At 33.2% G+C, this 26,703-nt stretch carries 23 protein-coding genes and 1 pseudogene; 12 read left to right on the top strand and 12 right to left on the bottom strand.

Translation table 11 applies throughout. From position 1 onward, the window contains the following. Positions 1-20: 20 nt before the first annotated feature. On the bottom strand, positions 21-1,091 hold the full coding sequence (gene serC / locus FLAPXU55_RS21795; protein WP_180861327.1) for a 3-phosphoserine/phosphohydroxythreonine transaminase: 1,071 nt from the start codon (positions 1,089-1,091) through the stop codon (positions 21-23). A gap of 92 nt (positions 1,092-1,183) precedes the next feature. Beyond that, a complete protein-coding gene (locus tag FLAPXU55_RS21790; protein ID WP_180861326.1) occupies positions 1,184-2,257 on the bottom strand; it encodes an acyl-CoA reductase in 1,074 nt (357 codons plus the stop codon). 158 nt (positions 2,258-2,415) lie between these two features. On the opposite strand from FLAPXU55_RS21790, the gene FLAPXU55_RS21785 reads away from it, so the two are divergent. The 3 genes from FLAPXU55_RS21785 (at position 2,416) to FLAPXU55_RS21775 (ending at position 4,491) form a co-directional block, all read left to right on the top strand. Continuing rightward, positions 2,416-2,766 carry a 4Fe-4S dicluster domain-containing protein gene (locus FLAPXU55_RS21785; RefSeq protein ID WP_053473686.1) on the top strand — a complete coding sequence of 117 codons (351 nt, stop codon included), beginning with the start codon at positions 2,416-2,418 and terminating at the stop codon, positions 2,764-2,766. Then, positions 2,756-3,190 carry a hypothetical protein gene (locus FLAPXU55_RS21780; RefSeq protein ID WP_180861324.1) on the top strand — a complete coding sequence of 145 codons (435 nt, stop codon included), beginning with the start codon at positions 2,756-2,758 and terminating at the stop codon, positions 3,188-3,190. The genes FLAPXU55_RS21785 and FLAPXU55_RS21780 overlap by 11 nt, the downstream gene beginning before the upstream one ends. A 143-nt stretch (positions 3,191-3,333) precedes the next feature. Continuing rightward, positions 3,334-4,491 (top strand): peptidase associated/transthyretin-like domain-containing protein, encoded by a 1,158-nt coding sequence (locus FLAPXU55_RS21775; RefSeq protein WP_180861322.1) that lies wholly within the window; start codon positions 3,334-3,336, stop codon positions 4,489-4,491. 129 nt (positions 4,492-4,620) lie between these two features. Here FLAPXU55_RS21775 and FLAPXU55_RS21770 read toward each other — a convergent pair whose 3' ends face one another. Continuing rightward, positions 4,621-7,254, bottom strand: coding sequence for a TonB-dependent receptor (locus FLAPXU55_RS21770; RefSeq protein ID WP_180861320.1), 2,634 nt, complete (start codon positions 7,252-7,254; stop codon positions 4,621-4,623). A 294-nt stretch (positions 7,255-7,548) separates the two neighbouring features. Here FLAPXU55_RS21770 and ychF point away from each other — a divergent pair, with 294 nt between their 5' ends. From ychF to FLAPXU55_RS21725, 9 genes are all read left to right on the top strand, one after another. Then, complete coding sequence (gene ychF / locus FLAPXU55_RS21765; RefSeq protein WP_180861318.1) at positions 7,549-8,643, top strand: redox-regulated ATPase YchF; 1,095 nt, start codon at positions 7,549-7,551, stop codon at positions 8,641-8,643. Positions 8,644-8,991: 348 nt separating this feature from the next. Then, positions 8,992-9,669, top strand: a complete 678-nt coding sequence (locus FLAPXU55_RS21760; protein ID WP_180861316.1) for a TIGR02117 family protein — start codon at positions 8,992-8,994, stop codon at positions 9,667-9,669. 375 nt (positions 9,670-10,044) lie between these two features. Continuing rightward, positions 10,045-11,004, top strand: coding sequence for a YihY/virulence factor BrkB family protein (locus tag FLAPXU55_RS21755; RefSeq protein WP_180861314.1), 960 nt, complete (start codon positions 10,045-10,047; stop codon positions 11,002-11,004). Beyond that, positions 11,001-11,525 carry an NADPH-dependent FMN reductase gene (locus FLAPXU55_RS21750; RefSeq protein WP_180861312.1) on the top strand — a complete coding sequence of 175 codons (525 nt, stop codon included), beginning with the start codon at positions 11,001-11,003 and terminating at the stop codon, positions 11,523-11,525. Before FLAPXU55_RS21755 ends, FLAPXU55_RS21750 begins: the two co-directional genes overlap by 4 nt. Continuing rightward, positions 11,526-12,506: a transglutaminase domain-containing protein gene (locus FLAPXU55_RS21745; RefSeq protein ID WP_180861310.1), complete on the top strand. Its 981-nt coding sequence runs from the start codon at positions 11,526-11,528 to the stop codon at positions 12,504-12,506. 81 nt (positions 12,507-12,587) lie between these two features. Beyond that, positions 12,588-13,763 (top strand): nicotinate phosphoribosyltransferase, encoded by a 1,176-nt coding sequence (gene pncB, locus FLAPXU55_RS21740; protein ID WP_180861308.1) that lies wholly within the window; start codon positions 12,588-12,590, stop codon positions 13,761-13,763. A 162-nt stretch (positions 13,764-13,925) separates the two neighbouring features. Next, the gene (locus FLAPXU55_RS21735; RefSeq protein WP_053473766.1) at positions 13,926-15,794 is read left to right on the top strand and encodes a DNA topoisomerase IV subunit B; all 1,869 of its coding nucleotides are present in this window, start codon (positions 13,926-13,928) and stop codon (positions 15,792-15,794) included. An 18-nt stretch (positions 15,795-15,812) separates the two neighbouring features. Continuing rightward, positions 15,813-16,916, top strand: coding sequence for a PDDEXK nuclease domain-containing protein (locus tag FLAPXU55_RS21730; RefSeq protein ID WP_180861306.1), 1,104 nt, complete (start codon positions 15,813-15,815; stop codon positions 16,914-16,916). A gap of 22 nt (positions 16,917-16,938) precedes the next feature. Continuing rightward, complete coding sequence (locus tag FLAPXU55_RS21725) at positions 16,939-19,659, top strand: DNA gyrase/topoisomerase IV subunit A (RefSeq protein WP_180861304.1); 2,721 nt, start codon at positions 16,939-16,941, stop codon at positions 19,657-19,659. Between the two features lie 59 nt (positions 19,660-19,718). Here FLAPXU55_RS21725 and FLAPXU55_RS21720 read toward each other — a convergent pair. The 9 genes and pseudogenes from FLAPXU55_RS21720 to murQ all read right to left on the bottom strand — a co-directional run. After that, positions 19,719-20,375: pseudogene (locus FLAPXU55_RS21720) on the bottom strand (AAA family ATPase); the annotation flags it as partial. Positions 20,376-20,497: 122 nt separating this feature from the next. Beyond that, positions 20,498-21,124, bottom strand: coding sequence for a 3'-5' exonuclease (locus tag FLAPXU55_RS21715; RefSeq protein WP_180861302.1), 627 nt, complete (start codon positions 21,122-21,124; stop codon positions 20,498-20,500). 2 nt (positions 21,125-21,126) lie between these two features. Next, positions 21,127-23,049 carry a DUF294 nucleotidyltransferase-like domain-containing protein gene (locus FLAPXU55_RS21710; protein WP_180861301.1) on the bottom strand — a complete coding sequence of 641 codons (1,923 nt, stop codon included), beginning with the start codon at positions 23,047-23,049 and terminating at the stop codon, positions 21,127-21,129. A 183-nt stretch (positions 23,050-23,232) separates the two neighbouring features. Continuing rightward, positions 23,233-23,604: a hypothetical protein gene (locus FLAPXU55_RS21705; RefSeq protein ID WP_053473662.1), complete on the bottom strand. Its 372-nt coding sequence runs from the start codon at positions 23,602-23,604 to the stop codon at positions 23,233-23,235. Between the two features lie 45 nt (positions 23,605-23,649). Continuing rightward, on the bottom strand, positions 23,650-24,084 hold the full coding sequence (locus tag FLAPXU55_RS21700) for a hypothetical protein (protein ID WP_053473661.1): 435 nt from the start codon (positions 24,082-24,084) through the stop codon (positions 23,650-23,652). A gap of 53 nt (positions 24,085-24,137) precedes the next feature. Then, entirely contained in the window at positions 24,138-24,713 is a 576-nt protein-coding gene (locus FLAPXU55_RS21695) for a DUF1572 family protein (RefSeq protein ID WP_053473660.1), read from the bottom strand. Between the two features lie 102 nt (positions 24,714-24,815). Beyond that, positions 24,816-25,388, bottom strand: a complete 573-nt coding sequence (locus FLAPXU55_RS21690) for a pentapeptide repeat-containing protein (RefSeq protein ID WP_073482523.1) — start codon at positions 25,386-25,388, stop codon at positions 24,816-24,818. A gap of 84 nt (positions 25,389-25,472) precedes the next feature. After that, positions 25,473-25,694 carry a DUF6095 family protein gene (locus FLAPXU55_RS21685; protein ID WP_053473765.1) on the bottom strand — a complete coding sequence of 74 codons (222 nt, stop codon included), beginning with the start codon at positions 25,692-25,694 and terminating at the stop codon, positions 25,473-25,475. A gap of 171 nt (positions 25,695-25,865) precedes the next feature. Continuing rightward, on the bottom strand, positions 25,866-26,678 hold the full coding sequence (murQ, locus tag FLAPXU55_RS21680; protein ID WP_053473658.1) for an N-acetylmuramic acid 6-phosphate etherase: 813 nt from the start codon (positions 26,676-26,678) through the stop codon (positions 25,866-25,868). Positions 26,679-26,703 lie beyond the last annotated feature (25 nt).

The following is a 26,703-nucleotide window of genomic DNA, read 5'->3' as shown; positions in this document are numbered from 1 at the left end:
TTGTAAATTGAGACTGAGAACTAAACTTTAGACTCTAAAGCTTTCATTACATCAACTAATACCTGAACACTTTCGATAGGCATAGCGTTGTAAATAGAAGCTCTGTAGCCACCTACAGAACGGTGTCCTGGCAATCCAGAAATATTTGCAGCTTTCCATAAAGCATCAAAAGTTTCTGTATGATCCGGGTTGTTTAATAAGAAAGTAACATTCATTTTAGAACGATCTTCTACCGCAGCAGCACCTTTAAATAATGGGTTTCTGTCGATTTCAGCATAAAGTAAATCTGCTTTTGCGTTGTTTAATTTTTCAACAGCAGCGATTCCGCCTTTTTCTTTAATCCATTGTAAAGTCAATAATGAAACATATACAGAAAAAACAGGCGGCGTATTGTACATACTTTCTGCTTTGATATGTTTTGCATAATCTAACATACTAGGAATTGTTCTTCCGTTTTTACCTAAAATTTCTTCTTTAACTACAACAAGAGTAGTTCCTGCAGGGCCCATATTTTTTTGAGCTCCGGCATAAATTAAATCAAACTTAGAGTAGTCTAATTGACGAGAAAAAATATCTGAACTCATATCGCAAACAACTGGAATGTTTGTCGACGGGAATTCCTGCATTTGAGTTCCAAAGATGGTATTGTTACTTGTACAGTGAAAATAATCAGCATCGGCTGGTATTTCGTAACCTTTTGGAATATGTGTATAATTATCATCTTTTGAAGAAGCTACAACAATAGTTTCTCCAAAAAGTTTTGCTTCTTTAATAGCCGCAGTTGCCCACGTTCCTGAATCTAAATAAGCTGCTTTTCCGTTTTCTTTCAATAAGTTATAAGGAGCCATCAAGAATGCAGTACTTGCACCACCTTGTAAAAACAAAGCCTGATATCCTTTTCCTTCAAGTCCTAATAATTCTAAAGCCAGCGAACGAGCTTCATCCATAACAGCAACAAAATCTTTGCTTCGGTGCGAGATTTCAAGAATTGATAATCCTGAATCATTAAAATTTAAAATTGCTTTTGATGCCTTCTCAAAAACTTCCTGAGGTAAAATACTTGGTCCTGCGCTGTAGTTGTGTTTTTTCATGGTTGTTGTTAATAGTCGAAATTTTAAAAACGCAAATTTCGGCAATAGGAGCTGAAAAAGCGATAAATAATTCGAAATAATTAAACATTTTTTTACTTTGTTGTTAACAAAAACGTTATAGTATCAACGTTATCTGCATAATCCCACAATTGAGGATTTTGGGTTTGACCAAATGCAACACTATTTTCTGTTAAATCGCTGCTTACAATGCATTGAATTTGCTCTGCATCGGTTTCCAGACGCGATTTTAAATCTTCGAGATTTTCATAATATTCATAGAAAACGCTCGAAATAGGCGAGGCATAGCTCGAATCTTCTTTTAAAGTCAAAAATCCGTTATCTAATAATTTGAAATTACTCATTAAGAAAACAGCTTTGTTATAATCGTAATTATTAGCGTATTTTTCATAATGAATAACGTCCTGATATTTAAAAATAGCCTGAAAAAAAGCATCAAATGAATAGCCTTTCGGAACAAAAAGTTTAGATACATTTCGGCATCCTAAACCAAAATATCTAAAAATATCCTCGCCAAGAGCTTCTAATTGCTCGTGTGTTTCTTTTCCGTTTAAAACAGCAGCCGAATTTCTGTTTTTTCGAATAATGGAAGGTTTATCTTTAAAATAATATTCAAAATAACGAGCCGTGTTATTACTTCCAGTGGCAATTACAGTATCAAAATTTTCCAGTTTTCCATCCACGAAAGTGATTTTATCTTTTAAGCTTTCATCAACAGCAATTAAATACTTAGCTAAAAATGGCAGTAAATGCTGATCGTTTGAGGATGTTTTTACTAATGCTTTGTTTCCGGTAATTAAAGCAGAAAGAAAATCATGAAAACCAACAAGTGGAATATTTCCTGCTAAGATTAAAGCAACTGTTTTTTCTTTTTTGTCATTTTGAGCAAAGTCGGAAGAATATTTAGAAATCCATTTACTGATATTTTCTTCTGTTAAAGCATCTGCCCATGATTTTATTGCAAAATATACTTGTTCAGGCGTGTACCAGCCATTATGAGATTGTGATAAATGGATTAGTTTTTCGAAATCATCAAAAAAGATATCGTTATATAAAACGTCAGATTTTTGTACAGAATGTTCTTCTGAAAACTGACTTAGAAATTTTCCTAATTCAACAAAAACACTTTTTTTTGTTTCTAATGTCATAATGTTTGTTTATGAATTGTTTTGATTGTAATTTTGCACAAAAATAAGCATAATTAAGTCGAAAGTCAAAAGTCTTAAAGTCAAAAGGGAGAAATGTCTTTGATGTACTTTATTTTACTTTAAGACTTTAGACTTTTAACTTTAAGAAAAATAAAAAGATGGCAATTATTATAACTGACGAATGCATAAACTGTGGGGCTTGCGAACCAGAATGCCCAAATACAGCAATATATGAAGGAGCAGATGATTGGAGATATAAAGACGGAACAAGTTTAAAAGGAACTGTTATTTTACCTGACGGAACTGAGGTTGATGCTGATGATGCACAAACTCCAATTTCTGATGAGATTTATTATATCGTTCCCGGAAAATGTACAGAATGTAAAGGTTTTCATGACGAACCTCAATGTGCTGCTGTTTGTCCAGTTGACTGTTGTGTGCCAGATGATAATCATGTAGAAGATGAAGAAACCTTGTTGAACAGACAAGCGTTTTTACATGGCGAGTAAACTCCGTCAGTATATAATAAATAATTCAATAACGTTCTCTTTATTTATAGTTTATAGCGGATTTATATTTCTTAAAGTAGAAAATCTTGATAACTACAATTTTTACGAAGGTAAAATAATTGGTATTCGCAATATAACATCTTCACATACGGCCGGAAGAGGAGGGCCAGTATTAATTAATAGAAATATTCCTGAAGTAGAATACTATAAAGATAATGACACAATTAGATATGACCAGGGAGAATTGAGACTGGTGACTAATTTTGAGCTAAATGAAAAAGTAACGATTTTAGAAAATAAAGAAGACGAATACGAAAACAAGATTTACAGCCTTTTTTATTATTGGATTGATTTTAATGAATTAATACTTTGCTTACTAGCTTTTTTGTTTATTTACGGATACATAAAAAACTTTATCAAATAATAAAATCCCGAGCTCAAACTCGGGATTTTTTTTGCTTTATTCGGAATGTTAAAAAGTTATTGCGTTGGTTTATAATATTTTATATTTTAGCGCTTATTTTTTTAATAAAAATTTAATACTTTAGGTGAAAATTTAATAAGCATATGAGGAAAATCATACTTTTATTTTTTGTTTTATTTAGTTTGACAGTTTTTTCTCAGGAAGAACAATATTCTATTGTAGTAAAAGATATAGAAACACAGCTTCCTATTGAAAATGCCACAGTTGTTATTCTAAAAACAAAACAAATATTATCCAGCAATAAAGAAGGTAAAGTAACTTTTATGCTTACCGGCGGTTCTAACGTACAGGTTTCAGAAACCAATTATGAAACTCTGACGGTACGCTGGACATCTTTAAACGGAGATCAAAAATTTATTGTTTATCTAAAAAGTAATAACAACAAACTAGATGAAATTGTTCTTTCTAAGCAATCTCCGCAAAAAGTACTTCAAAAACTTGTAGATAATTCATCAAAAAAACTGGCATCATCTTACAGATTAAAAGTCTACGTAAGGGAGTTTTTTATGCTGGATAACAAATATTCTTATTTTAATGACGGATTGGTTAATTTTCAATTTTCAGGAAGTCCTTCGACAACACTTTTGGTAGAACAAAACAGATCTTATGGCTTGCTGGAAACAGATGTAAGTGCAGATTTAAGAGGTTATGATTTGAATAATATAATGAAGAATTATAATGATTTTAAATACTTTGATCCGCTTTTAGATCCAAAAGCGAAAAAAGAATATGATTTTATTATACGAGGGCATGCTAAAAATAAGGATTATTATGTAATGTATATTACGCCTCTGGATAAAGCGAAAGAAGCTATTGATAATTTTGAGATTATTTATGATCCTGAAAAGAAACTGATTATTGAGTTTAAAATCGATATTACACCGCAGAATCTTGATAAACTTGAAGAAAAGGCCGATGTGAATTCTAAAAATATTACAAGATCATTTATTAATGTTGATTATAGGGTAGACGGGGAGAATTATTATTTATTAAGCTCAAATGAAGAAATAGCTTATAATCTTATTTTGAAAGATCAGGTAAAGAAAATTCAGGTTCGCAATAGTTTTATTACGACAAATTTCAACAGACAAAATTTTACGTATAAAGAAAGTGATGTGTTTAAAGAGAAATCACTTTTTAATAAAAGAAATAAAATATTGACCAATTACTGGGATATTTCAGGATTTGTTGCAACTGATGAAGAAAAAGCGATTATTGCTTCTTTGGATTATAAATTGTGAGAGAGTAAAGAGTAAAGAGTAAGCTGTTATTAGTTTATTTTTATTAGTATAAAAAAATCCTGAACTATTGTTCAGGATTTTTTGTTTTTAGTATTGTCAGGCTGAGCGAAGTCGAAGCCCTTTTTTCTTTTAGAAATTAAACCCAAGTCTTGCATAGTAATAAGCTCCGCTGAAACCCATTTGTACAGCATCCCAATATCCACCAGCTTCAGTATTTCCTTGTTCGTCTTGTTTTGTTGGATAAACATTAAACAAGTTGTTGCTTCCAAGGGTTAATTTTAAACTTTTTGTAAATTGATAACCTACAGTTAAATCGGTAACTAATCTTGGGTTGTAAACATCATCTTCATCAGCATAATCAACCAAAACCACTTTGCTGAAACGAGTAAAAGCTAAACCTACATCAAACTTACTTTTTGAATAATTTAAGTTTAAACCAAACTTATTGTCTGGTGCAGAAGCTAATAAGAATGCTTTCTCGCGTTTTCCGAAGAAAGTAGCTTCATCTAAATCGCCATTTTTCACTTTGTCAATTTTCATATCGTTGATGTTTCCAACTAATGTTGCTCCAAAAGTTCCAAAATCATACGTTTTTTTCCATGATAAAACTAAATCCAGACCGTGTGTACTTGTATCAACTCCGTTAGCAAAAAACTGCGCTTCAGAAACTCCAAGATTTAAAGCACTTGCGTCAAAATATCCGGTAAGCACAATACGATCTTTTACTTTAATATAATAACCATCAACCGTTGCAGTAAAATCTCCAAAAGAAGCTGTGAAACCTAAAGAAGCATTTACAGCTTTTTCTTCATTTAATTTACCAATACCAAAAGCTCTTGTAATTTCGCTGTCATTTGGTGCCAGTAAAACCTCCGTTGCTCCGCTTGCATTAAAGTTTGTAAAACGTAAGTTATAATAAATTTGAGCTAAAGAAGGCGCACGGAAACCTGTACTCACAGAACCTCTTAAGTTAAAGTGATCACCAAGTTTTAATCTAGAGGCTAATTTTCCGTTTACAGTACTTCCAAAATCGCTGTAATTTTCAAAACGGACCGCTGCGTTTACCATAAAAGCTTTAGTTACGTCTAACTCTCCATCAGCATACAGAGAGAAGTTGGTGCGGCTTTCGTTAACTTCATTTGCAGGGCTGTAACCGGGAAAACCTTGAGAACTTCCCGGTCTAGGATTCCCTGAAATAGGATCAATTGGGGCGCTTTGAGTTGTTGGATCTGTAATTGGCACTCCATTAGTATCATAAGTTGTATAAGAACCTTCTTCTCCAGCAAAAATTTCAAATTTCTCTACTCTAAATTCAGTTCCAAAAGCGATGTTGAAACCGCTAAGAACACTATCGTAGTTTTTAGAAATATCAAAATTGGTTGTGTTTTGAAGCAAACTATGTCCTCCCGCGTCAAACTCGTGTGGAGATTTTTCTTCAAGAGAAGCATTTATAGTTCCTTTAATGTCATACTGGAATTTATTTTTTCCGAAAGTATTACTCAAATCAAATTTCCATCCCCCGCCAGATTCAGTCTTAATTCCTGCCGCGATTGAATTATCATTAATTTTTGATGTAATTCTAGGCGTATAACCACCCGGATAAACAGACTCTACAACTCTTTCTCCATCATTTCTGGTAAAAGCATACGCATCTGTATCTCTAAAATTACTTCCTCCAAAAGCATAAAACTCCGTTTTGTCAGCAATTGGAACAGCAAAATTGGCAAACAAATTTACCCCTTGCATTTCGGCATCACCAAAACCTTTTCTAAAATCATAAGCAGGTCTTAAAGTTTTATTTTTATTTATAAACTCTCCTGTAAAGTTTGCATATCCGCCTTTAGTTCCTAATGCAACACCATAATTAGCAGCAACTCTAACAGAACCTCCGTCAAAATCCTGATCTTTTCCGTATGAATTTCCGTTTCCGTCTTTATCTAATCGGTATCCTTTTGTGTTTGGAGTTCCCGGAAGGAAATCACCTTTTGCATGCGTATTAAAAACACCATAAGTTACAGATCCTGTAAGTTCGTTTACATTATCATTTGTAATAATATTGATAACTCCGGCAATGGCATCAGAACCGTATTGGGCAGAAGCACCGTCACGCAAAATTTCAATTCTTTTAATAGAAGCAGCCGGAATTGCATTTAAGTCAGTTCCTGTATTTCCACGTCCTCTTGTTCCAAATAAATTGATTAAAGACGATTGGTGTCTTCTTTTTCCGTTAATTAAAACCAAAGTCTGGTCTGGTCCCATACCTCTTAAAGAAGCCGGATCGACGTGGTCAGCACCATCAGATCCAGATTGTTTATTGGCATTAAAAGATGGAGCAACGTATTGCAGTAACTGATTGATTTCAATTTTTCCACTTTGGGTTGTAACGTCTTTTACATTAATAACGTCAATAGGAACGGCAGAATTTACAACAGTTCTTTTAGTACTTCTGGAACCTGTTACGACTACATCGCTCAAAACCTGTCCGCCGCTTTCGTCTAAAGTTACATCTACTTTATCTCCCGAAGCTGATTTTTCGACAGTTCCAAAGCCTACATAGCTAAAAACAAGAGTAGCGCCTTCTTTAACTTTGATTTTATAACCACCTTCAAAATCAGTAGAAACACCATTCGAAGTTCCTTTTTCGACAATATTAACACCAGGAAGTGGTGTTCCGGTTTTATCCTTAACGACGCCCGAGACTTCTTTTTGAGCAAAAAGAAATGCTGAATTCAGCAGTAATAAAAATAATGCAATCTTTTTCATGGTTGTTGGTTTTTTGTTTGGTTTTTTGTTGATTACTTTTATAAAAGTAATATTTTTTAACAAAAACTTAATAATAAGTTTAAAAATTTTTAAGAATAACCTTAAAATTATATTAATGCACATTTTTACTTCGCTCACGAGGTATTAAATCTTATATTTGCAAAATTTTAAAGCCAAAAAATATCATTTTGGCAGAAACAGAAAAACACACGTAAATCATAATCCATTAAAATAGAGAGTTAATGGTGGGACTTTGATAAGCTCAAAGTTCAATAAAATAAATAGAAACAACAGATGAAAGCAGGAATTGTAGGATTACCAAATGTTGGAAAATCAACATTATTTAATTGTTTATCTAATGCAAAAGCGCAGAGTGCGAACTTTCCGTTTTGTACAATCGAACCTAATATTGGTGTTGTAAACGTTCCGGATCCGAGAATCAACAAATTAGAGGAATTAGTAAAACCAGAGCGTGTACAAATGGCAACTGTAGATATCGTAGATATTGCAGGTTTGGTAAAAGGAGCAAGTAAAGGTGAAGGTCTTGGAAACCAGTTTTTAGGAAACATTAGAGAATGTAATGCTATCATTCACGTTTTACGTTGTTTTGATAATGATAATATTGTTCACGTAGACGGAAACGTAAATCCAATTCGTGATAAAGAAACGATCGATATCGAATTGCAGCTGAAAGATTTAGAAACAGTTGAAAAACGTTTAGAAAAAGTAAATCGTGCTGCAAAAACAGGAAATAAAGAAGCGCAAACTGAAAAGGCACTTTTAGACAGAATTAGAGAAGCATTATTACAAGCTAAATCTGCGCGTACAATTACTCCTCAAGGTAATGACGAAGAAGTTCTAATGGAATCTTTTCAATTAATTACTGCAAAACCAGTTTTATATGTTTGTAATGTTGACGAAAGTTCTGCTGTAAACGGAAATAAATATGTTGACCAGGTTCGTGAATTAGTAAAAGATGAAGATGCAGAAGTTATCATTCTTTCAGTAGGAGCGGAAGCTGATATTACAGAATTAGAAAGCTACGAAGAGCGTCAGGTTTTCCTTGAAGATATGGGATTAACAGAGCCGGGAGCGTCAGTTTTAATTCGTGCTGCTTACAAATTATTAAAACAACAAACTTATTTTACAGCAGGTGTAAAAGAAGTTCGTGCTTGGACAATCAATATTGGAGCAACTGCACCTCAAGCAGCAGGAGTTATCCACACCGATTTTGAAAAAGGTTTCATCCGTGCCGAAGTTATTTCATACGAAGATTACGTTCAATACGGTTCTGAAGCAAAAGCAAAAGAAGCTGGAAAATTCAAAGTTGAAGGAAAAGAATATGTTGTGAAAGATGGTGATGTAATGCATTTCCGTTTTAACGTTTAATTTTTTTTTTAAGAAGATAGAATAAAAATTATAGAGAATAGACTAAAACTGCTGGAGGAATTCAGCAGTTTTTTTATGTTATTATTTGAGGTCTCAACTGTCAGGCTGAGCGAAGTCGAAGCCCACGCAAGAAGCTCCACAAAGTATTGCCAATCTTTGCGGGCTTCGACTTCGCTCAGCCTGACAAAAAGGAGAATAAAAAAATCCGTGTAAATCCGCGCTTTCGCGAAAGCGAATCCGTAAAATCCGCGTGCCATTTCGTAAGCAAATTTACAGTTTGAAAATTTTTGGCTCAAAAATTGGTTACAGAAAAATTACCAATTACTAATCTAAAATAAACTAATCAAAATGCTAAAAAAAACTTTCAAAATTTTAAAATGGACATTTATCGGAATCTTTAGTTTTCTTGTCCTTTATGTATTATCTGTTTATCTGATTTCTAAAATTACCGTTAATTCAGATGTCGCTCAGGTCGAAGAGCAAAATGCCGTTCCTATTTACATTCTTTCAAACGGAGTTCATACGGATATTGTCGTTCCCATAAAAAATGAAATCAAAGATTGGCGAAACGAGATTCAGTTTAACCAAACACAATCAAAAGATTCATTAATGAACTTTATTGCTTTTGGCTGGGGCGACAAAGGTTTTTATTTAGATACGCCGGAGTGGTCAGATTTAAAAGCAAGTACAGCCTGCAAAGCTGCATTCGGAATCAGTTCATCGGCAATGCATACTACATTTTTTAAACAATTGAGAGAAGGTGAGGATTGCAAACGCATTTTGATTTCAAAAGAAAACTATCAAAGTCTGGTTAATTATATTTCGGATAGTTTCAGCGATCCAATTCATCCGGAATGGATTGAAGGCCACAGCTACGGAAAGAAAGATGCTTTTTATGAAGCCAAAGGAAGTTACAGTCTTTTTTATACTTGTAATACCTGGGCAAATAATGCTTTAAAAGCGGCAAATCAAAAAGCAAGTTTGTGGACAGTTTATGATAAAGGGATTTTTTGTCATTATAAATAATGTATAGTCCCTATGGGACAATTGCTGTACGTCTGTTTTTTGGTTACCGATATTAAATCTCTACGAGATTATTCTGTTAGTAATAAATAGGTGTTTATACATTACAGGAAATTCCGTTAAAAATACATCTGTTTTTTGGTTAGAATATTAAATCTAACGAGATTATCCGCTTAGTAATAAACAGGTATTTATGTAGGACAGGAAATTCCGCTAGGAATTAAATATCGGTAGCCAATGTTTTTAGACGGCCGCAAAATATTCCGCTAGGAATATATGATCGGTAGATGGAAAAAATGTAAAATTCCATTAAAAATCAAGAACCCAAAATTTTTCATTATTGCGTAAATTTGAGAGAATATCTAAAAAAATCAGCAAATGAAAATCAAAAATATATTCTCCAAGACATGGTTTCTACTAAAAAATACCTTTTTAGAATTTAACGATGATAATGCCATTAAACTAAGTGCGGCACTTGCATATTACACCATATTTGCTTTGCCGCCTTTATTGATTATTATCATTACAATCTGTGGTTTCTTTTTTGGAGAGGAAGCTGTAACGGGAGAATTGTACGGACAAATTAATGGTTTGGTAGGTAACGGCGCTGCAAGTCAAATTCAGGAAGCTATTAAAAATGTACAATTATCTGGCGATAATGTTTTTGCAACCGTATTTGGAATCATAATGCTATTAATTGGAGCGTCAGGAGTTTTTGCCGAAATACAAAGTTCTATTAATTTTATTTGGGGATTACGTGCAAAACCAGATAAAGGAATTAAGAAATTTATTCAAAACCGCTTAATGTCATTCTCAATGATTGCCTCAGTTGGTTTTTTAATGCTGGTCAGTCTTTTTATAAGTACAACTTTAGACTTACTTAGTTCACGTTTAAAAGTTTATTTTCCAGAGAGTACAGTTTATTTATTTTATATAGTTAATATAGTTATTGTACTGGCAAGTATTACTACTCTTTTTGCTATTATTTTTAGAACATTGCCAGATGGAAAAATCAAGTGGAAAGATGCTTTTATAGGGTCAGGAGTTACAGCTATACTTTTTATGATTGGTAAATTTGCCATCGGTTTTTATTTAGGAAGTTCAACAGTAGCCTCTGTTTACGGTGCTGCAGGATCTGTGATAATTATTTTAGTTTGGGTTTATTATTCGGCAATTATTCTGTATTTTGGAGCAGAATTTACCAAAGTATATGCAAAATCTTACGGAGGTAAAATTTATCCAAATGAGTACTCGGTAGAAATAGCAAAAGAAATTTACGAAATCGACGAGACAAAAAAAGAACCAATAGAAGAAAAATTACAAAAAGAAAAACCATGAAAATTATCGCCTTTGGAGGAAGTAACAGTCAGCATTCGATCAATAAAAAATTAGCCACTTACGCAGCAGGTTTATTCGAAAATGCCGATGTCGAAGTTTTAGATTTAAACGATTACGCAATGCCATTATTTAGTGTTGATCTTGAAAAAGAAGTAGGACAGCACGAACTTGCAAAAGCATTTCTTGCAAAACTTGCCAGCGCAGATATTTTAGTCGTTTCTCTTGCCGAGAATAACAATAATTATTCATCAGCATTCAAAAATTTATTCGATTGGAGTTCCAGGATTACGAAAGAAGTTTTTCAGCAAAAACCAATGTTATTACTGGCAACTTCGCCAGGATCAAGAGGAGGCGCTTCCGTTTTAGAAATTGCGCGAAATGCTTTGCCAAGATATGGAGCTGAAATTAAAGGAACTTTTTCATTACCAGCATTTGGCTCGAATTTTGATTTACAAGAAAATAAAATTTCTAACGTTGAGTTAGATAAAGAACTCAAAGATATTATCAAATTAAATTTTTAAATGCCACAAAAAAAGATTGCTATTATATTCCTTTTGTTGAATAGTATTTTTTTGAATTATACTTTCGCACAAAAAATTAATGAAGTAGATAAAATCGTTGCAAAATATCCAAAAAGTTTTGCAACCACAGAAAAATTAGCGGAAAGAATTGAAGAAGACTTCAATTCTGATTATGACAAGGCACGAGCAATTTACAGCTGGATTGCCTTCAATATAAGATATGATTACAATGCTTTTTTGAATCCGCCAAGAACGCAGGGATTTAGTTATTCTACTGAAGCCGAAAAACAACGCAAAATTAAAGAACTGAATGACAGATTATGGCAAAAAGCCTTTAGTTCTAAGAAAGCTGTCTGCGAAGGGTTTACGGCTTTATACCAGCATTTAGCAGAATTAACAGGATTGAAATCTGAAATTATCAGAGGAGATTCTAAAATTTCATTAAGGGATATCGGTCGAAAAAATACTTCTTCAAATCACGCATGGAATATTGTTTTAATTGACAGGAAATGGCGTTTGATCGATGTGACTTGGGGGCAGGGTTATTTTGATAATAGCAAAGGAAGAATGGTAAATGACTTTTCACCTGTTTACTTTGATACAGATCCGGATTATTTTTTCGCTAAACATTTTCCTGATTCCGGTTCTTATTTGGGAGATAGATTAGATAAAGATGCTTTTCTTAACGGACCTTTAATTTATAATAAAACAATCGAGAACGATTTTAAAATTAAATCTCCAACTACCGGAATTATCGAAGCTAAATATGGAGATAAAATTGATGTTGAAATTAAAAATGTAAAAAAATCAGATCAGGTTCTTTATTTAAATAAAAGGAATCAGCCCGTTTTGATTAAAAACGCAAAAGAAAAAAGAGGCGGTTTAGAATTTCAAATTCCCTATGACAATAATATTGGTGAATACGTTACAGTTTTTGTAAACACAAATAGTATTGTTTCTTTTAAAGTTATTCCAAAATAAAGTCAACATTGTTTATTGGCAGATTTTCTTCTTTTGTTGAATTGCCGTATCTTAGCAATTCAGGAATTGAATTAATGCGATATGGAGACAACTTTTTTGAAATCGATCTTAGACAATGATTTCTATAAATTTACAATGCAGCATGCTGTAATAAGACTTTTTCCAAAGGCAAAGGTTCGATACGGATTTATTAATAGAGGAAAACATAAATTTCCGGCTGGTTTTGCAGATTTACTTCGTCGTTCTGTAGATGCATTGGCAGATCTTCGTTTAACTAAAGAAGAAAAAAATTACCTGTCACATTACTGCCCTTATCTTGATCCCACTTATTTAGACTTTCTGCAAGGATATAGTTTCGATCCGTCGGAAGTACAGATTAGTCAGGAAGGATCAGAAATTAAAGTTACAGTTGAAGGATTTTGGTACCGAACCATTTTGTGGGAAGTTCCATTAATGGCTTTAATTTCAGAGCTTTTTTATAAGTCAAATCATTTAATCCGCTTAAATGATGAAGCCATTAAAAATCTCACGAAAGATAAAATCGATAATTACAATAAACTAGGTGTATCTATTTTAGAGTTTGGCACAAGACGCCGACATTCTTATGATGTTCATAATTTGGTAAATGAAACATTGAGAGTTAATGGCGGGCAAAGTTTTATAGGAACCAGCAATGTACATTTTGCCATGGTCAATAACCGAAGACCTTTAGGTACGCACGCACATGAATGGTTTATGTTTCATGCGGCGCAATACGGCTTTAAAATGGCCAATTCCATAAGTCTGGAACATTGGACACAAGTTTATGGCGGCGATCTCGGAATTGCCTTAACAGATACTTACACTACAGAAATATTTTTCAATCAATTTGATAAAAAATACTCCAAGCTTTTTGACGGGGTTCGACATGACAGCGGAGATCCAATTGAATTTGCCAAAAAAGTAATTACGCATTATACCAAAATGGGAATTGACCCAAAATCGAAAGCCATTGTTTTTTCTGATTCTTTAAATTTTGATAAAGTAAAAACGATAGTCGACTTTTGTCAGGACAAAATAAAAATGTCGTTCGGAATTGGAACAAATTTCACCAATGATGTTGGGCTTCCAGCCATGAATATGGTCATTAAATTAACAGAAACTAAACCCGATAATACACATTGGCAAGGTGTCGTTAAACTTTCTGACGAAAAAAATAAAAATACGGGAACTCCCGAAATGATTGATTTGGCGAAGGAAGTACTTGGAATCAAATAGTATTTTTTTGTTTGATCACTGTTTTTTTATATTTTTAACGGTCGTATTTTTTTAAAATCAATTTAAATAGATTTAAAAGCTGTTATTATTCGTAACAAAAAAGAAATACGCTTTCATTTTTTGCCGATAAATGGTACATTAGCCAAAAATCCAATTCACCTTATGCTAGAGCAAAATCAATATACCGAAGATAATATCCGATCACTCGATTGGAAAGAACATATCCGTATGCGTCCGGGAATGTATATCGGAAAATTGGGAGACGGTTCTTCTCCAGATGATGGTATTTATATTCTTTTAAAAGAGGTTTTAGATAACTGTATCGATGAGTTCGTTATGGGCTCCGGAAAAACTATTGAAGTAACGATAAAAGATAAAACGGTTTCTGTTCGTGATTACGGACGTGGAATTCCGTTAGGAAAAGTGGTCGATGTAGTTTCAAAAATGAATACTGGTGGAAAATACGATTCTAAAGCTTTCCAGAAATCAGTAGGTTTGAACGGTGTCGGAACAAAAGCAGTAAATGCGCTTTCGAACTATTTCCGCGTTGAATCTGTTCGTGATGATAAACAAAAAGGAGCAGAGTTTTCTGCCGGGAATTTAGTTCTTGAAGAAGACATAATTGAAACCACAAAGCGAAAAGGAACCAAAGTAACTTTTACGCCAGACGAAACGATTTTCAAAAACTATAAATTCCGTTTAGAATACGTTATTAAAATGGTTAAAAACTATTGTTACCTAAACAATGGTTTGACAATTATTTTCAATGGAGAAAAATATTATTCAGAAAACGGACTTCGTGATTTATTAGAAGAAACAATCAGCGAAGAAGATTTAGAATATCCAATTATTCACTTAAAAGATCATGATATTGAGGTTGCGTTAACACACAGTAAAACGCAGTATAGTGAAGAATATCACTCTTTTGTCAACGGTCAGAATACAACGCAGGGAGGAACGCACTTAGCGGCGTATCGTGAAGCTGTTGTAAAAACGATTCGTGAGTTTTACAATAAGAATTTTGAAGCATCAGATGTTCGAAAATCGATTGTAAGTGCGATTAGTATTAAAGTTATGGAACCGGTTTTTGAGTCTCAGACCAAAACAAAATTAGGTTCTACAGATATGGGTTCTGATGATGGAACGCCTGCAGTTTCTGTTCGTACTTTCGTAAACGATTTTATCAAAACCAAATTAGATAATTACCTTCATAAAAACCCGCCAACTGCAGAAGCTTTGTTACGCAAAATTCTTCAGGCAGAACGTGAAAGAAAAGAATTATCAGGAATTAGAAAACTGGCGACAGATCGTGCTAAAAAAGCCAATCTTCATAATAAAAAATTAAGAGACTGCCGTGCGCATCTTCCAGATACTAAAAACCCAAGAAACTTAGAAAGTACGCTTTTTATTACCGAGGGAGATTCGGCTTCCGGATCGATCACAAAGTCACGTGACGTAAATACTCAAGCCGTTTTTAGTTTACGTGGTAAGCCTTTGAATTCATACGGAATGACTAAAAAAATTGTGTATGAAAATGAAGAATTCAACTTATTGCAAGCAGCACTTGATATCGAAGACGGTTTAGAAAAATTACGCTATAACAATATCGTAATCGCAACCGATGCCGATGTTGACGGAATGCACATTCGCTTACTTTTAATTACTTTCTTTTTGCAATTTTTCCCAGAATTAATCAAAGAAGGGCATTTATATATCTTGCAAACGCCGCTTTTCAGGGTTCGAAACAAAAAAGAAACGATTTATTGTTATTCTGAAGAAGAAAGAAAAGACGCGATCGAAAAACTAAAACCAAAACCAGAAATCACCCGATTTAAAGGTTTGGGAGAGATTTCTCCAGACGAGTTTAAAAACTTTATTGGAGATACAATCCGCCTTGATCCGGTTATGATGGATAAACATACTTCGATTGAGCAGTTATTGTCTTTTTATATGGGGAAAAATACTCCGGACAGACAGGAGTTTATTATCAAGAATTTGAAGGTGGAGATTGATGAATTGGAGGAAGTTTAATAAATTTTAAAATAATAAGTGTCAAACGATCTTCAAAATAAAGTTATTTTCCAGCAAGTTGCCGAGTTATTGCAAAATGCTCGACAACAGGTTTTGCGTACTGTAAATTCAACAATGACAATTACTTATTTTGAAATTGGAAGAATTATTGTTGAAGAAGAACAAAACGGAAAAGATAGAGCTGAGTATGGTAAAAAACTTCTAAGAGATCTTTCGAAACAATTAACTAAAGAATTTGGGAGAGGCTTTTCTATTGATAATTTAGAAAATATGAGGAAGCTCTTTTTGACTTTCTCAAAATCCGAGACACTGTCTCGGATTTTGCAAATTCAAAAACCCCAGTCACTGACTGAGGAATTCAAATCTCAAAAAACGCAGTCAGTGTCTGCGGAATTTAATAAATTAGATTATCAGACTTTGTCTTCATTTTTTAAATTGACTTTTAGCCATTATATTTTTTTAATGCGAATTGAAGATGAAAAAGAAAGACGGTTTTACAAAATTGAATCTGAAAAACATAATTGGAGTGTTCGGGAATTAAAACGTCAATATGACACGGCACTTTATACACGATTAGCTTTAAGCAGAGATAAAGAAGGAATTTTAAAACTTTCAGAGAAAGGTCAGATTATAGAGAAACCAAAAGACATCATTAAAGATCCTTATATTCTTGAATTTTTAGGATTACCAGAATTGCATCAATATTCAGAATCTCAATTAGAAGAAGAAATCATTAATAAACTAGAGCAATTTTTATTAGAATTGGGTCATGGTTTTACTTTTGTTGCAAGGCAGGAAAGAATTACTTTTGATGATAAACATTTTAGAATTGATTTAGTTTTTTATAATAGAATATTGCGGTGTTTTGTTCTTATAGATTTAAAAATTGGCGAATTAAAACATCAGGATTTAGGTCAGATGCAAATGTATGTGAACTATTATGATAGAGAAATGCGATTGGAAGATGAAAACAAAACAATTGGAATTGTACTTTGCCAAACTAAAAGTGAAGCTGTAGTAAAATATACTTTACCAGAAAACAATGAGCAAATATTTGCCAGTAAATATAAAACCGTTTTACCAAGTGTTGAAGCTTTAAAAAAACTGCTCGAGAACAAATAAAATTATAATTAGAGATAATTAAATGAAAGACGAAGAAGACGATAACATAATTCCAAACGACGACGAAAATAATCAAGATGAAAACCTGACTGATGACAATCAGGATGGAGATGACGATGAGATTATCAATGTAGATGCTAAACATTTTGAAGGACAGCATTTTTACGAAAATCAGGAAGAAGAAGGAGAAGACGTTATTACCAAAGTAACCGGAATGTACAAAGACTGGTTTTTGGATTACGCTTCATACGTAATTCTGGAACGTGCTGTTCCTGCTATCGAGGACGGATTTAAACCTGTTCAGCGTCGTATCATGCACTCTTTAAAAGAGCTGGATGACGGTCGTTATAATAAAGTTGCCAATGTTGTAGGTCACACGATGCAGTATCACCCACACGGAGATGCAAGTATTGGTGACGCAATGGTACAAATTGGTCAAAAAGATTTGTTAATTGACTGTCAGGGAAACTGGGGAAATATCTTAACGGGCGATGGAGCTGCAGCTTCGCGTTATATTGAGGCACGTTTATCTAAATTTGCTTTGGAGGTTTTGTATTCTCCAAAAATTACAGATTGGGGAGTTTCATATGATGGACGTCGTGCTGAACCAAATAATCTTCCTGTAAAATTCCCATTGCTTTTGGCACAAGGAGCAGAAGGTATTGCAGTAGGACTTTCTACAAAAGTACTACCTCATAACTTCAATGAATTAATTGATGCTTCGATTAAAATTTTAAAAGGAAAAGCCTTTACGCTTTATCCTGATTTTATGACGGCAGGTATTGCTGATGTGTCCAATTATAATGACGGACTTCGCGGCGGACGTGTGCGTGTGCGTGCTAAAATTTCGCAATTAGACAAAAATACATTGGTAATTACACAGATTCCGTTTTCTACCAATACATCGACTTTAATTGATAGTATTTTGAAAGCTAATGATAAAGGTAAAATCAAAATAAAGAAAATTGAAGACAATACCGCTGCTGATGTTGAGATTTTAATTCATCTTTTCCCGGGCGTTTCGCCAGATAAAACAATTGATGCTTTGTTTGCTTTTACAGCCTGCGAAACCTCTGTTGCGCCTTTAGGATGCGTTATTGAAGACAACAAACCATTGTTTATTGGAGTTTCTGAAATGTTGAAAATTTCAACACACAGAACAGTTGATTTACTTCGTCAGGAATTAGAGATTCAGTTAGAAGAATTAAAAAATAAATGGCATTTTTCTACTTTGGAGAAAATCTTCATTCGTGAAGAAATGTACATTGATTTCAAATTGTATTCTGACAGAGAATCACTTTATAAATATTTATACGACCGATTTGAGCCTTTCAAAAAATCATTCGTCAGAGAAATTAACGACGATGATTTACAACGTCTGACTCAAATACCAATGATTCGTATCACTCGTTTTGACTCTGATAAAGCGGATGATTTTATCGCGAAGTTAGAAGACGAAATGAAAGAAGTAGAGCATAATCTGGAGCATTTAACAGATTTTGCAATTGCCTACTTTACTAAATTAAAAGAGAAATACGGAAAAGGTCGCGAACGTCAGACAGAACTTCGTGTTTTTGATAATGTTGAGGCTACAAAAGTAGTTTTACGTAATACAAAATTGTACGTAAACCGTGAAGAAGGTTTTGTTGGAACCAGCTTAAAGAAAGACGAATACGTTGGTGATTGTTCTGATATTGATGATGTTATTGTGTTTTTACGAGACGGAACATTGATGATAACAAAAGTAGATGCCAAAACCTTTATAGGAAAAGATATCATACATGTTGCCGTTTTTGATAAGAGTGATAAACGTACTATTTATAATATGATGTACCGTGATGGTAAATCAGGACCATCGTATATAAAACGTTTCAACGTTAGCGGAGTAACGCGTGATAAAGCTTATGATTTAACAAACGGAACAAACGGATCTCAGGTTGTTTATTTTTCACATAATCCAAACGGAGAAGCTGAGGTTGTAACGATATTATTGCGTCAGGTAGGAACAATCAAAAAACTAAAATTCGATATTGATTTTGCTAAACTGGCGATTAAAGGCCGTGCATCAAAAGGAAATTTGGTTACGAAATATCCAATCAAGAAAATCGAATTAAAAGAAAAAGGAATCTCGACTTTACTGCCAAGAAAAGTTTGGTTTGATGATACTGTAAAGCGTTTAAATGTTGATGCAAGAGGTGAATTGTTAGGTGAATTTAAGCCAAGCGATAAAATTTTAGTTATAAGCCAGACAGGTAAACTAAAAGTCATTATTCCGGAATTGTCAACTCATTTTGAGGAAGATATGATTATTTTGGAAAAATGGAAACCTAAAAAACCAATTTCTGCTATTTATTATGATGGAGAAAAAGAGCGTTATTTCTTAAAACGTTTCCTTGTTGAAAATGAAGGTAAAGAAGAAAGCTTTATTACAGACCATCCAAATTCGCAATTAGAAATTGTCTCAACAGATTATCGTCCGGTGGCACAATTGGTTTTTGCGAAAGTAAAAGGAGTTCAAAAAGAAGATTTACATATTGATGTTGAAGACTTTATAGCTGTAAAAGGTTTTAAAGCTTTAGGAAATCAATTAACTACAGATAAACTAAAACAGGTTAATTTATTAGACCCGCTTCCTTACGAAGAGCCAGTCGAAGAAATCCCTGAAAAACCAGAAGTATCAGAAGATGATCCTGTAGAAACAGAATTAGATGACGATGGTCAGATTGGTTTGGTTTTAGACTAAAAAATGAAAACGCTAAGAATTTGATTTCTTAGCGTTTTTTTATGCTTGTAAATCTAATTTTAAAGAGGATAAAGATCTTCTTTTTTAATCCATTTTACTTCATTATTTTCAATGCTAACAGAAATAGTATCACCATCTTTGACTTCTCCGGAAATTATCTTTTTAGCCAAAGGTCTTCTTAAATGACTTCTAATAATGCTTTTTATTGGTCTTGCTCCATATTTAGCATTATATCCGCTTTCGGCAAGATAAAGTTTAGCTTCAATAGGAATTTCAACTTGAATATTGATGTTTTTCAATAAATCCATAAACTCTTTTTTGAGATGAATTTCAAATATCTTTAATGCATTTTCTTTACTGATAGGCGCAAAAGGTACAATCTCTGTTAATCTTCCTAAAAATTCAGGTCTGAAATAATTCCCCATAATTTCCATTAAGGAAGTTGACGTTGGAATTTCACGATTATTAAATGTGCTCACAATATGATCTGCACCAATATTTGAAGTAAAAAGAATAATAGCATTCGAGAAATCACCTTCTTTTCCCAAACGATCATGTAGTTTTCCTTCGTCCATAATCTGCAGGAAAACATCAAAAACAGAAGGATGTGCTTTTTCAATTTCATCAAATAAAACAATAGAATATGGTTTCTGTCTTATTTTGTTAACCAATAATCCGCCTTCTTCATAACCTACATAGCCTGGAGGTGCACCATGAGTGGGATTATTTATGCGACAGTTTTATGAAAAATCTTAAAAACAGATCTTCAAATGTATTTCCCTATCGTTTATTTATGGACAAATAAATAATAAAGGTTTGAATATATTTCAAACCTTTATTATTTAAAAAGAGAATTCAAATTAACCTCTTTTTTCTCTCTCAATTTCTTTACAATTTTTAAAAATGCAATAGCAGTAATATAAGCATCGCCCAAAGCCGTATGACGGTCTTTTTTAGAAATATCAAACTTATCTGCAAGATCATCAAGAGTGTAATGATCTTTTCGTTCAAACAAATGCGATTTAATTAAAGTTCTTTTGTATAAATAAGCTGTGTCTAAAGTTTTGTTAGTAAGTTGAGGTAAGTTGTTTCTTTCCAGTGCTTTATTAATCATTGTAACATCAAAAATGGTATGATGCGCAACGATAATTGAATCTCCAAGAAAAGATAAAAATTGTTCTAAAGCTTCTAATTCAGACGGACGTTTAATGAGTAAGTCTTTTAAAATACCATGAATCTGAGCTGTAGATTTATCATAATGATCCTGTTGAAGATAAATTTCAAAACTATTTTGAACAGAGATTACTCCGTTTTGAAGAACCAGAGCGCCAATACATAAAATACGATCATTTTCATAATCGAATCCAGTCGTTTCAGTATCCAGAACAACAAATCGGGTTTCTTCGATTGTGATATTTTCATCGAAGAGGTTTTCTTCCTTTTTCCAAAAATTAAATAAACCCATCACTATACCAAATTTGAAATATTAAAACGTACCGAAATCAATTCTTGAAGTTCTTTAATCGTTTTAAAAGTACGTTTTAGTTTAATCTTTTCCATTTTTGATAGAGATTCCAAAGCAATAAACTGCCCTGAATCATGATGTAAAAGTCCTTGCTTTGTTCTAAATTTTAATAAAGCTTTAAACGAATAAGAACACGATAAATACAATTCTCTATTATTTGGTTCTAGTTCCGCTAACTTTTCAAAACGTTCTGCAGTATTGCTTATTGATTTAACCGAATGAGATAAAATTAAAACACGCGCAGCATCAGTTAAAGGCATTAAAGCCCTTCTTTTAATATCAAAATTGTCTTTGTTTGCACCGTCTTGTTCAACTAAAAATTGTCTAAAAAAACCAGTAGGAGAGGGACTTTGCAAAGCACCACTTACCAAATGCATATAAAAAATAGGATTTGCTTTTACGTTTTCAAAAATGGAATCTGACAGTTGACTTACTATTTCAGCGTCGCCATAAGTTCTACTGTAATCAAAGAAAATAAAAGAAAGCAAAACTTCATTTTTCCCAGGATTCGTAATCCAATGATGCACCTGACTTTTCCATTCATCCAGACTCATACACCATTTTGGATTTGAAGCCATCATTTCGGCAGGACAATAATCATAGCCAATATCAAAAAGTCCTTTATTGACAAGTGCAGCAAATTTTAAAAAATAAATTCGTGTTTCATCCCTAAAAACTTCATTTACATTTTCATAAACAATCGCATTATCCTGATCGGTGTGCAGCATTTGTTCGCCTCGGCCCTGACTTCCCAGCGCCAGCCATGCAAATTTAACCGGTGGGGGACTGCTCATTTTTTCTAAGCAAATTTCGATAACACGTGTAGTGCAGGCTTCATTTAGTTCTGTTATGATTTTAGCAATCAAAGTCATTGGAATGTTTTGATCTAAATATCCCTGAAGCAATTGCATAATTCGGTTTCTGATCGGTTTTATTTCCTTTGTTTTTTTAGCTCTTTTCAAAGCCTTAATCAAGACTGCCGGATTATTTCCAAGCGCAACCATTACGTCGTGTTTGGATAAAATCCCAACTGCTTTGGTATTAACAGTTCCATCTTTGGTAAGGCATAAATGGCTGATACTGCTTTTCATCATTGCCATTTGCGCCTCAGTAACGGTCATTTTTTTAGGATACGTAATAACAGGTTTCGTCATTATGGTTTCGGCAGTTGTAGTTATAGGGAAATCTCCGGTAACAATTTTATTTCGAAGATCTTTATCAGTCAAAATACCAATAGGGAGCATTTCATCTACAATTAATATAGCGCCCACTTTTTTCTTATTCATGATCCTGGCGACTTCCTTAACGGTTGTTGACGGACTGCAGGTCACAATTTTTTTGGAATATTTAATTGGTGCTAAATCAAATGAATCATTGCTCGAATGGCGGTTTTCATTTAGTAAATCATCATCACCGTATAATTTATCTTTATGAATATCTGAATATGGATTTCGGGTATTCGAAGCATAACTTTCAATAAGGAAATTACCAACATTTCTATTTTCTAATGCATAAGGTTTAAAAACAGCGATTGGAATAGCATATAAAATGCTTTCTTCATGTGCCACAGCTTCCATAATATAATTTTCCTGTGCCAAAAGCGGACGCAATCCAAAAATATCGCCTTCGTCACACATATCCAGAACTGTATTTTTTGTACTTTTCTTTAACGCAACTGCACCTTTGTGGACCACATAAAATGAGTCATGTGTTTGATCGTTTTCGGCAAAAATAACGGCGTCTTTATCTTTATAGACAATAGAAATCTGTTCCGAAAGTTTTTCCAGATCTTTCGGATGTAGAAAATTAAAAGGCGGATAATTTTTTAGAAAGTCAGCAACTCTCTGCGAAATGGTATTTTTCATTTGGTTAGATTAGAGTTCTAAAATACTATTTAAAATAGAAATGTAAAAGAAACACCTTTAGTTTTTGAGTTACAAAGAGACAAAGATGCAGAGGGACAAAGTTTTTTGCATAATAGAATAAAAACTTTGCGTCTTAGTGCCTTAGCGGCATAAAAAAAAGCCCCAAATGGGACTTTAATTTTATTATTCAACTTTGAAAACCTTTCCACGTTGTTTTTCTTCAGAACCTACCATTCCAAATTCAAACGTATAAGAATCTTTTGCAGTCGTTAAAATCTTCATACTGATTGCCTTTTCCTCGGCCATATTTTTTGGATGTTTCTTTTGTAAAACATATTCGCAGTCGCTCACCCAGCGTATTGTAGCGGTATCTGTTTTTCCGTCAAAAGTTTCAATTTCGATGCTGTCTTTACGCTCAAAAAAAGTAGTTTTTTTAACACCGTTTACTTCAAACTCAAATTTGAATTTTCCGGTTTTAAAATCTTTACAATTGTGTTCAGCGTTATAACATGATACGAAAGCCAGTATCGGAAATAAGAATAGTATTTTTTTCATTTTAAATAAGTTACTTTTATAAAAACTGATTTATATAAATCATATTTAAGATTTAATTTTAGATTTTTTTACTTCAGTTTTAGATTTGTTTTTTGATGTTTTGGGCCAAATATGGAATTTTCCTTGGCTCATTCCTTTTAGTTGTTTAAAAAGTTTTGGTTTAGATTCTTCAAAGGCACTTATATCAACCAATTGTTCCCAAATTCCCCGAATGCCTTTTTTGCTAATTTCTCCTTTGTATTCTTCAAGAGTATCTGTTGGATATGTTTTAATCATACTAATTTTAGAATGTTCAGTATCATAAAAACCATTCCATCTATAAGAGTTTATAATATCAACTTCGAAACCTGAAACTATAGAATTGTCAAAGTGCAATTGTATCAATATTTTATGATGTTTTCTGGAATTATTATAACAATAAAATCCTTCCCATTCTCCACTTGGTAAAAAACGATGTGTTTCGTCGTTTTTATTTTTCATATTCTTGTCTAAAATGAGTATAATGATAATTTTAAGTAAATAAACAGAATTAATTATTGTAACTTTTTTAATTCATCATCAGTAAAGTTCTTGATTTCTTTTTCTTTGGCAAATTTTTCGGCATTATAATTTCCTGATTTATTCTTCGGAATTGATAAGCTTTCCCAAGAACTCTTTTTTAATTGTTTGGCATAAAAAACAATCTGCCCAACATGATAAGGATAATGTGCCAGTTGTCGATTTATGGCCTCAATAACGGTGTGACCTTCGTTTCTAATATAAATAATGTCTGAAAGCTGTTCTGGTTTTAAACTATTCAAAGCATTTTCTAAACAATCCCAGCCTTTGCTCCAAATTTCCAGAACTTCTTCTTTAGACTGTAAATCATTTTCAAATTCAGAGTCACGATTTCTCCATTCTTTTTCACCATCAGACGTTAAAAAATCTGTCCAGCGAGAAAGCATATTACCAGAAATATGTTTTATAATTGTTGCGATACTGTTGGTGTCTTCATTAACAGAAACAAAAAGCTGTTCGGGCTCTAATTGCTCAATTGCTTTTTCGCCAAGCATTTTATAATATAAAAATTGCTTTTTAACACTTTCTATGTAAGATTCATCAGTTTTCATAAGCTGGAATTATTTGGTTTTTTGCCACGAATTTCACGAATTAAAACTTAAGCATTTTCTATGAAAAATTCGAGGAAATTCGTGAAATTAGTGGCGAAAAAATTATACAATTTTAATATCATATTTATCTAAAAGACCGACAATTCCCTGAGTCGAAAATTGTGCTTTTCGCATCGCGTTAAACTCAGGATCGATTTTATAATTGTAGGCTGTTCTAAAATCGACCGCAGCTAATTGTGTTTCATTAAAAATGGCACCATCTAAATTACAATCATCAAAAACAGAGCTTGTTAGATTTGTTCCAACAAAAGTTACTTCACGAAGAGAAGAATTTATAAACTTAGTTTTCGGCATTTTTTTGTTTGAAAATATAGCATAATCCAGCGTACATTCTTCAAAATGAACCTGAAATAAAAAATCATCACATTCGTGGAAAGCGATTCCAAGAAGTTTACAGTTTTTGAAAGTTACATTTTTCAAACTCGTTCCCGCCAAACTTGTCATGGAGAGATTGCAATCAATAAATTCGCAGTCTAAAAAACTATTAGAATTAAAATTGCTGTTCGAAAAATCACAGTTTTTAAAAACACAATCCTCAAACTCCCGATTGTTTATTTTTTTATCGATATAAATAACTTTCTCGAATGTTTTTTGAATGTGGATTATTTCTTCCATTGCGTTTTAGATAAGAATTTGAATTGTAGAGATGATCAAACCCGACAGGTTTTTAAAACCTGTCGGGTTTATTTAGACGATTTTTTAGTCATTAAACAAAGCTTTCATAATGATTCTCAGTCCTAAAAAAATCAAAAGCATAGAACTCAAACAAGCTACAATTCCAATTCCGAGAACTAAATAATGCCAATTAGTATGCTGATTCATAAATGCATTATAAATCAATGATGGTCCAAGAAACATCAAAGGCAGAGCGCCTGTTAAATACTTAATTCCTTTTCCTAATAATTGTTTGTTTGTACTCATTTGTTTTGTTTCAAGTCTTTTTTTTGTTTTAGGTTTCAGGTTCATCGCAATCTTGTCATTTCGAGGAACGAGAAATCGCACAAGAAACTCCGTAATCTATATCTCCAATCTTTGTCGATTTACGAGTGCGATTTCTCGTTCCTCGAAATGACAAACTGGAGCAGAAAACCTTTACTTATTATAATTATCAACAGCATTCCTCACGCTGCCATACTTTTTCAATAATTCAGAAGCCTCTTCATACGAAACCGGAATTTCACCCATAATCATTTTTACGCCTCGATCAACCAGCTTAATGTTACTCAACTGCATATCGACCATTTTGTTTCCCTTTACTTTTCCAAGCTGAATCATCGCTGCGGTCGAAATCATGTTTAAAACCAATTTCTGAGCAGTTCCGGCTTTCATTCTCGAACTTCCGGTAACAAATTCTGGCCCAACTACAACTTCAACGGGGAATTTTGCTGTAAGCGCTAACGGACTTCCCGCATTATTGGTAATACAGCCCGTTAAAATATTATTTTGATTACAAGTTTCTAAACCGCCAATTACATACGGAGTAGTTCCAGAAGCTGCAATTCCTATTACGACATCATTTGTACCAATATTATGAGCTTGTAAATCAATCCAGGCTTGTGTTGCGTTGTCTTCGGCATTTTCTACGGCACGGCGAATTGCAGTGTCGCCGCCGGCAATAATTCCGTTAACTAAATCAAACGGAACTCCAAAAGTAGGAGGACATTCTGAAGCATCAACAACGCCTAAACGTCCAGATGTTCCTGCACCAATATAAAATATTTTACCTCCTAATTTTAGTTTAGCAACAACTTGAGCTACTAAAGCTTCAATTTGCGGTATTGCTTTTTCTACAGCATTAGGAACAGTTTTGTCTTCGTTATTAATATTTGTCAGCAGTTCGTGAACTGACATTTTCTCTAAATGTTCGTATTTTGAAGATTGTTCGGTTGTTTTTGTAAAGGTCATTTTTTGTCGAAATAGTTATCCTCCA

This window comes from Flavobacterium panici, from assembly GCF_903819335.1.
Lineage (GTDB): Bacteria > Bacteroidota > Bacteroidia > Flavobacteriales > Flavobacteriaceae > Flavobacterium > Flavobacterium panici.
Note: the sequence above shows the minus strand (reverse complement) of the source record. Positions and strands in the feature narration are given on the sequence as shown.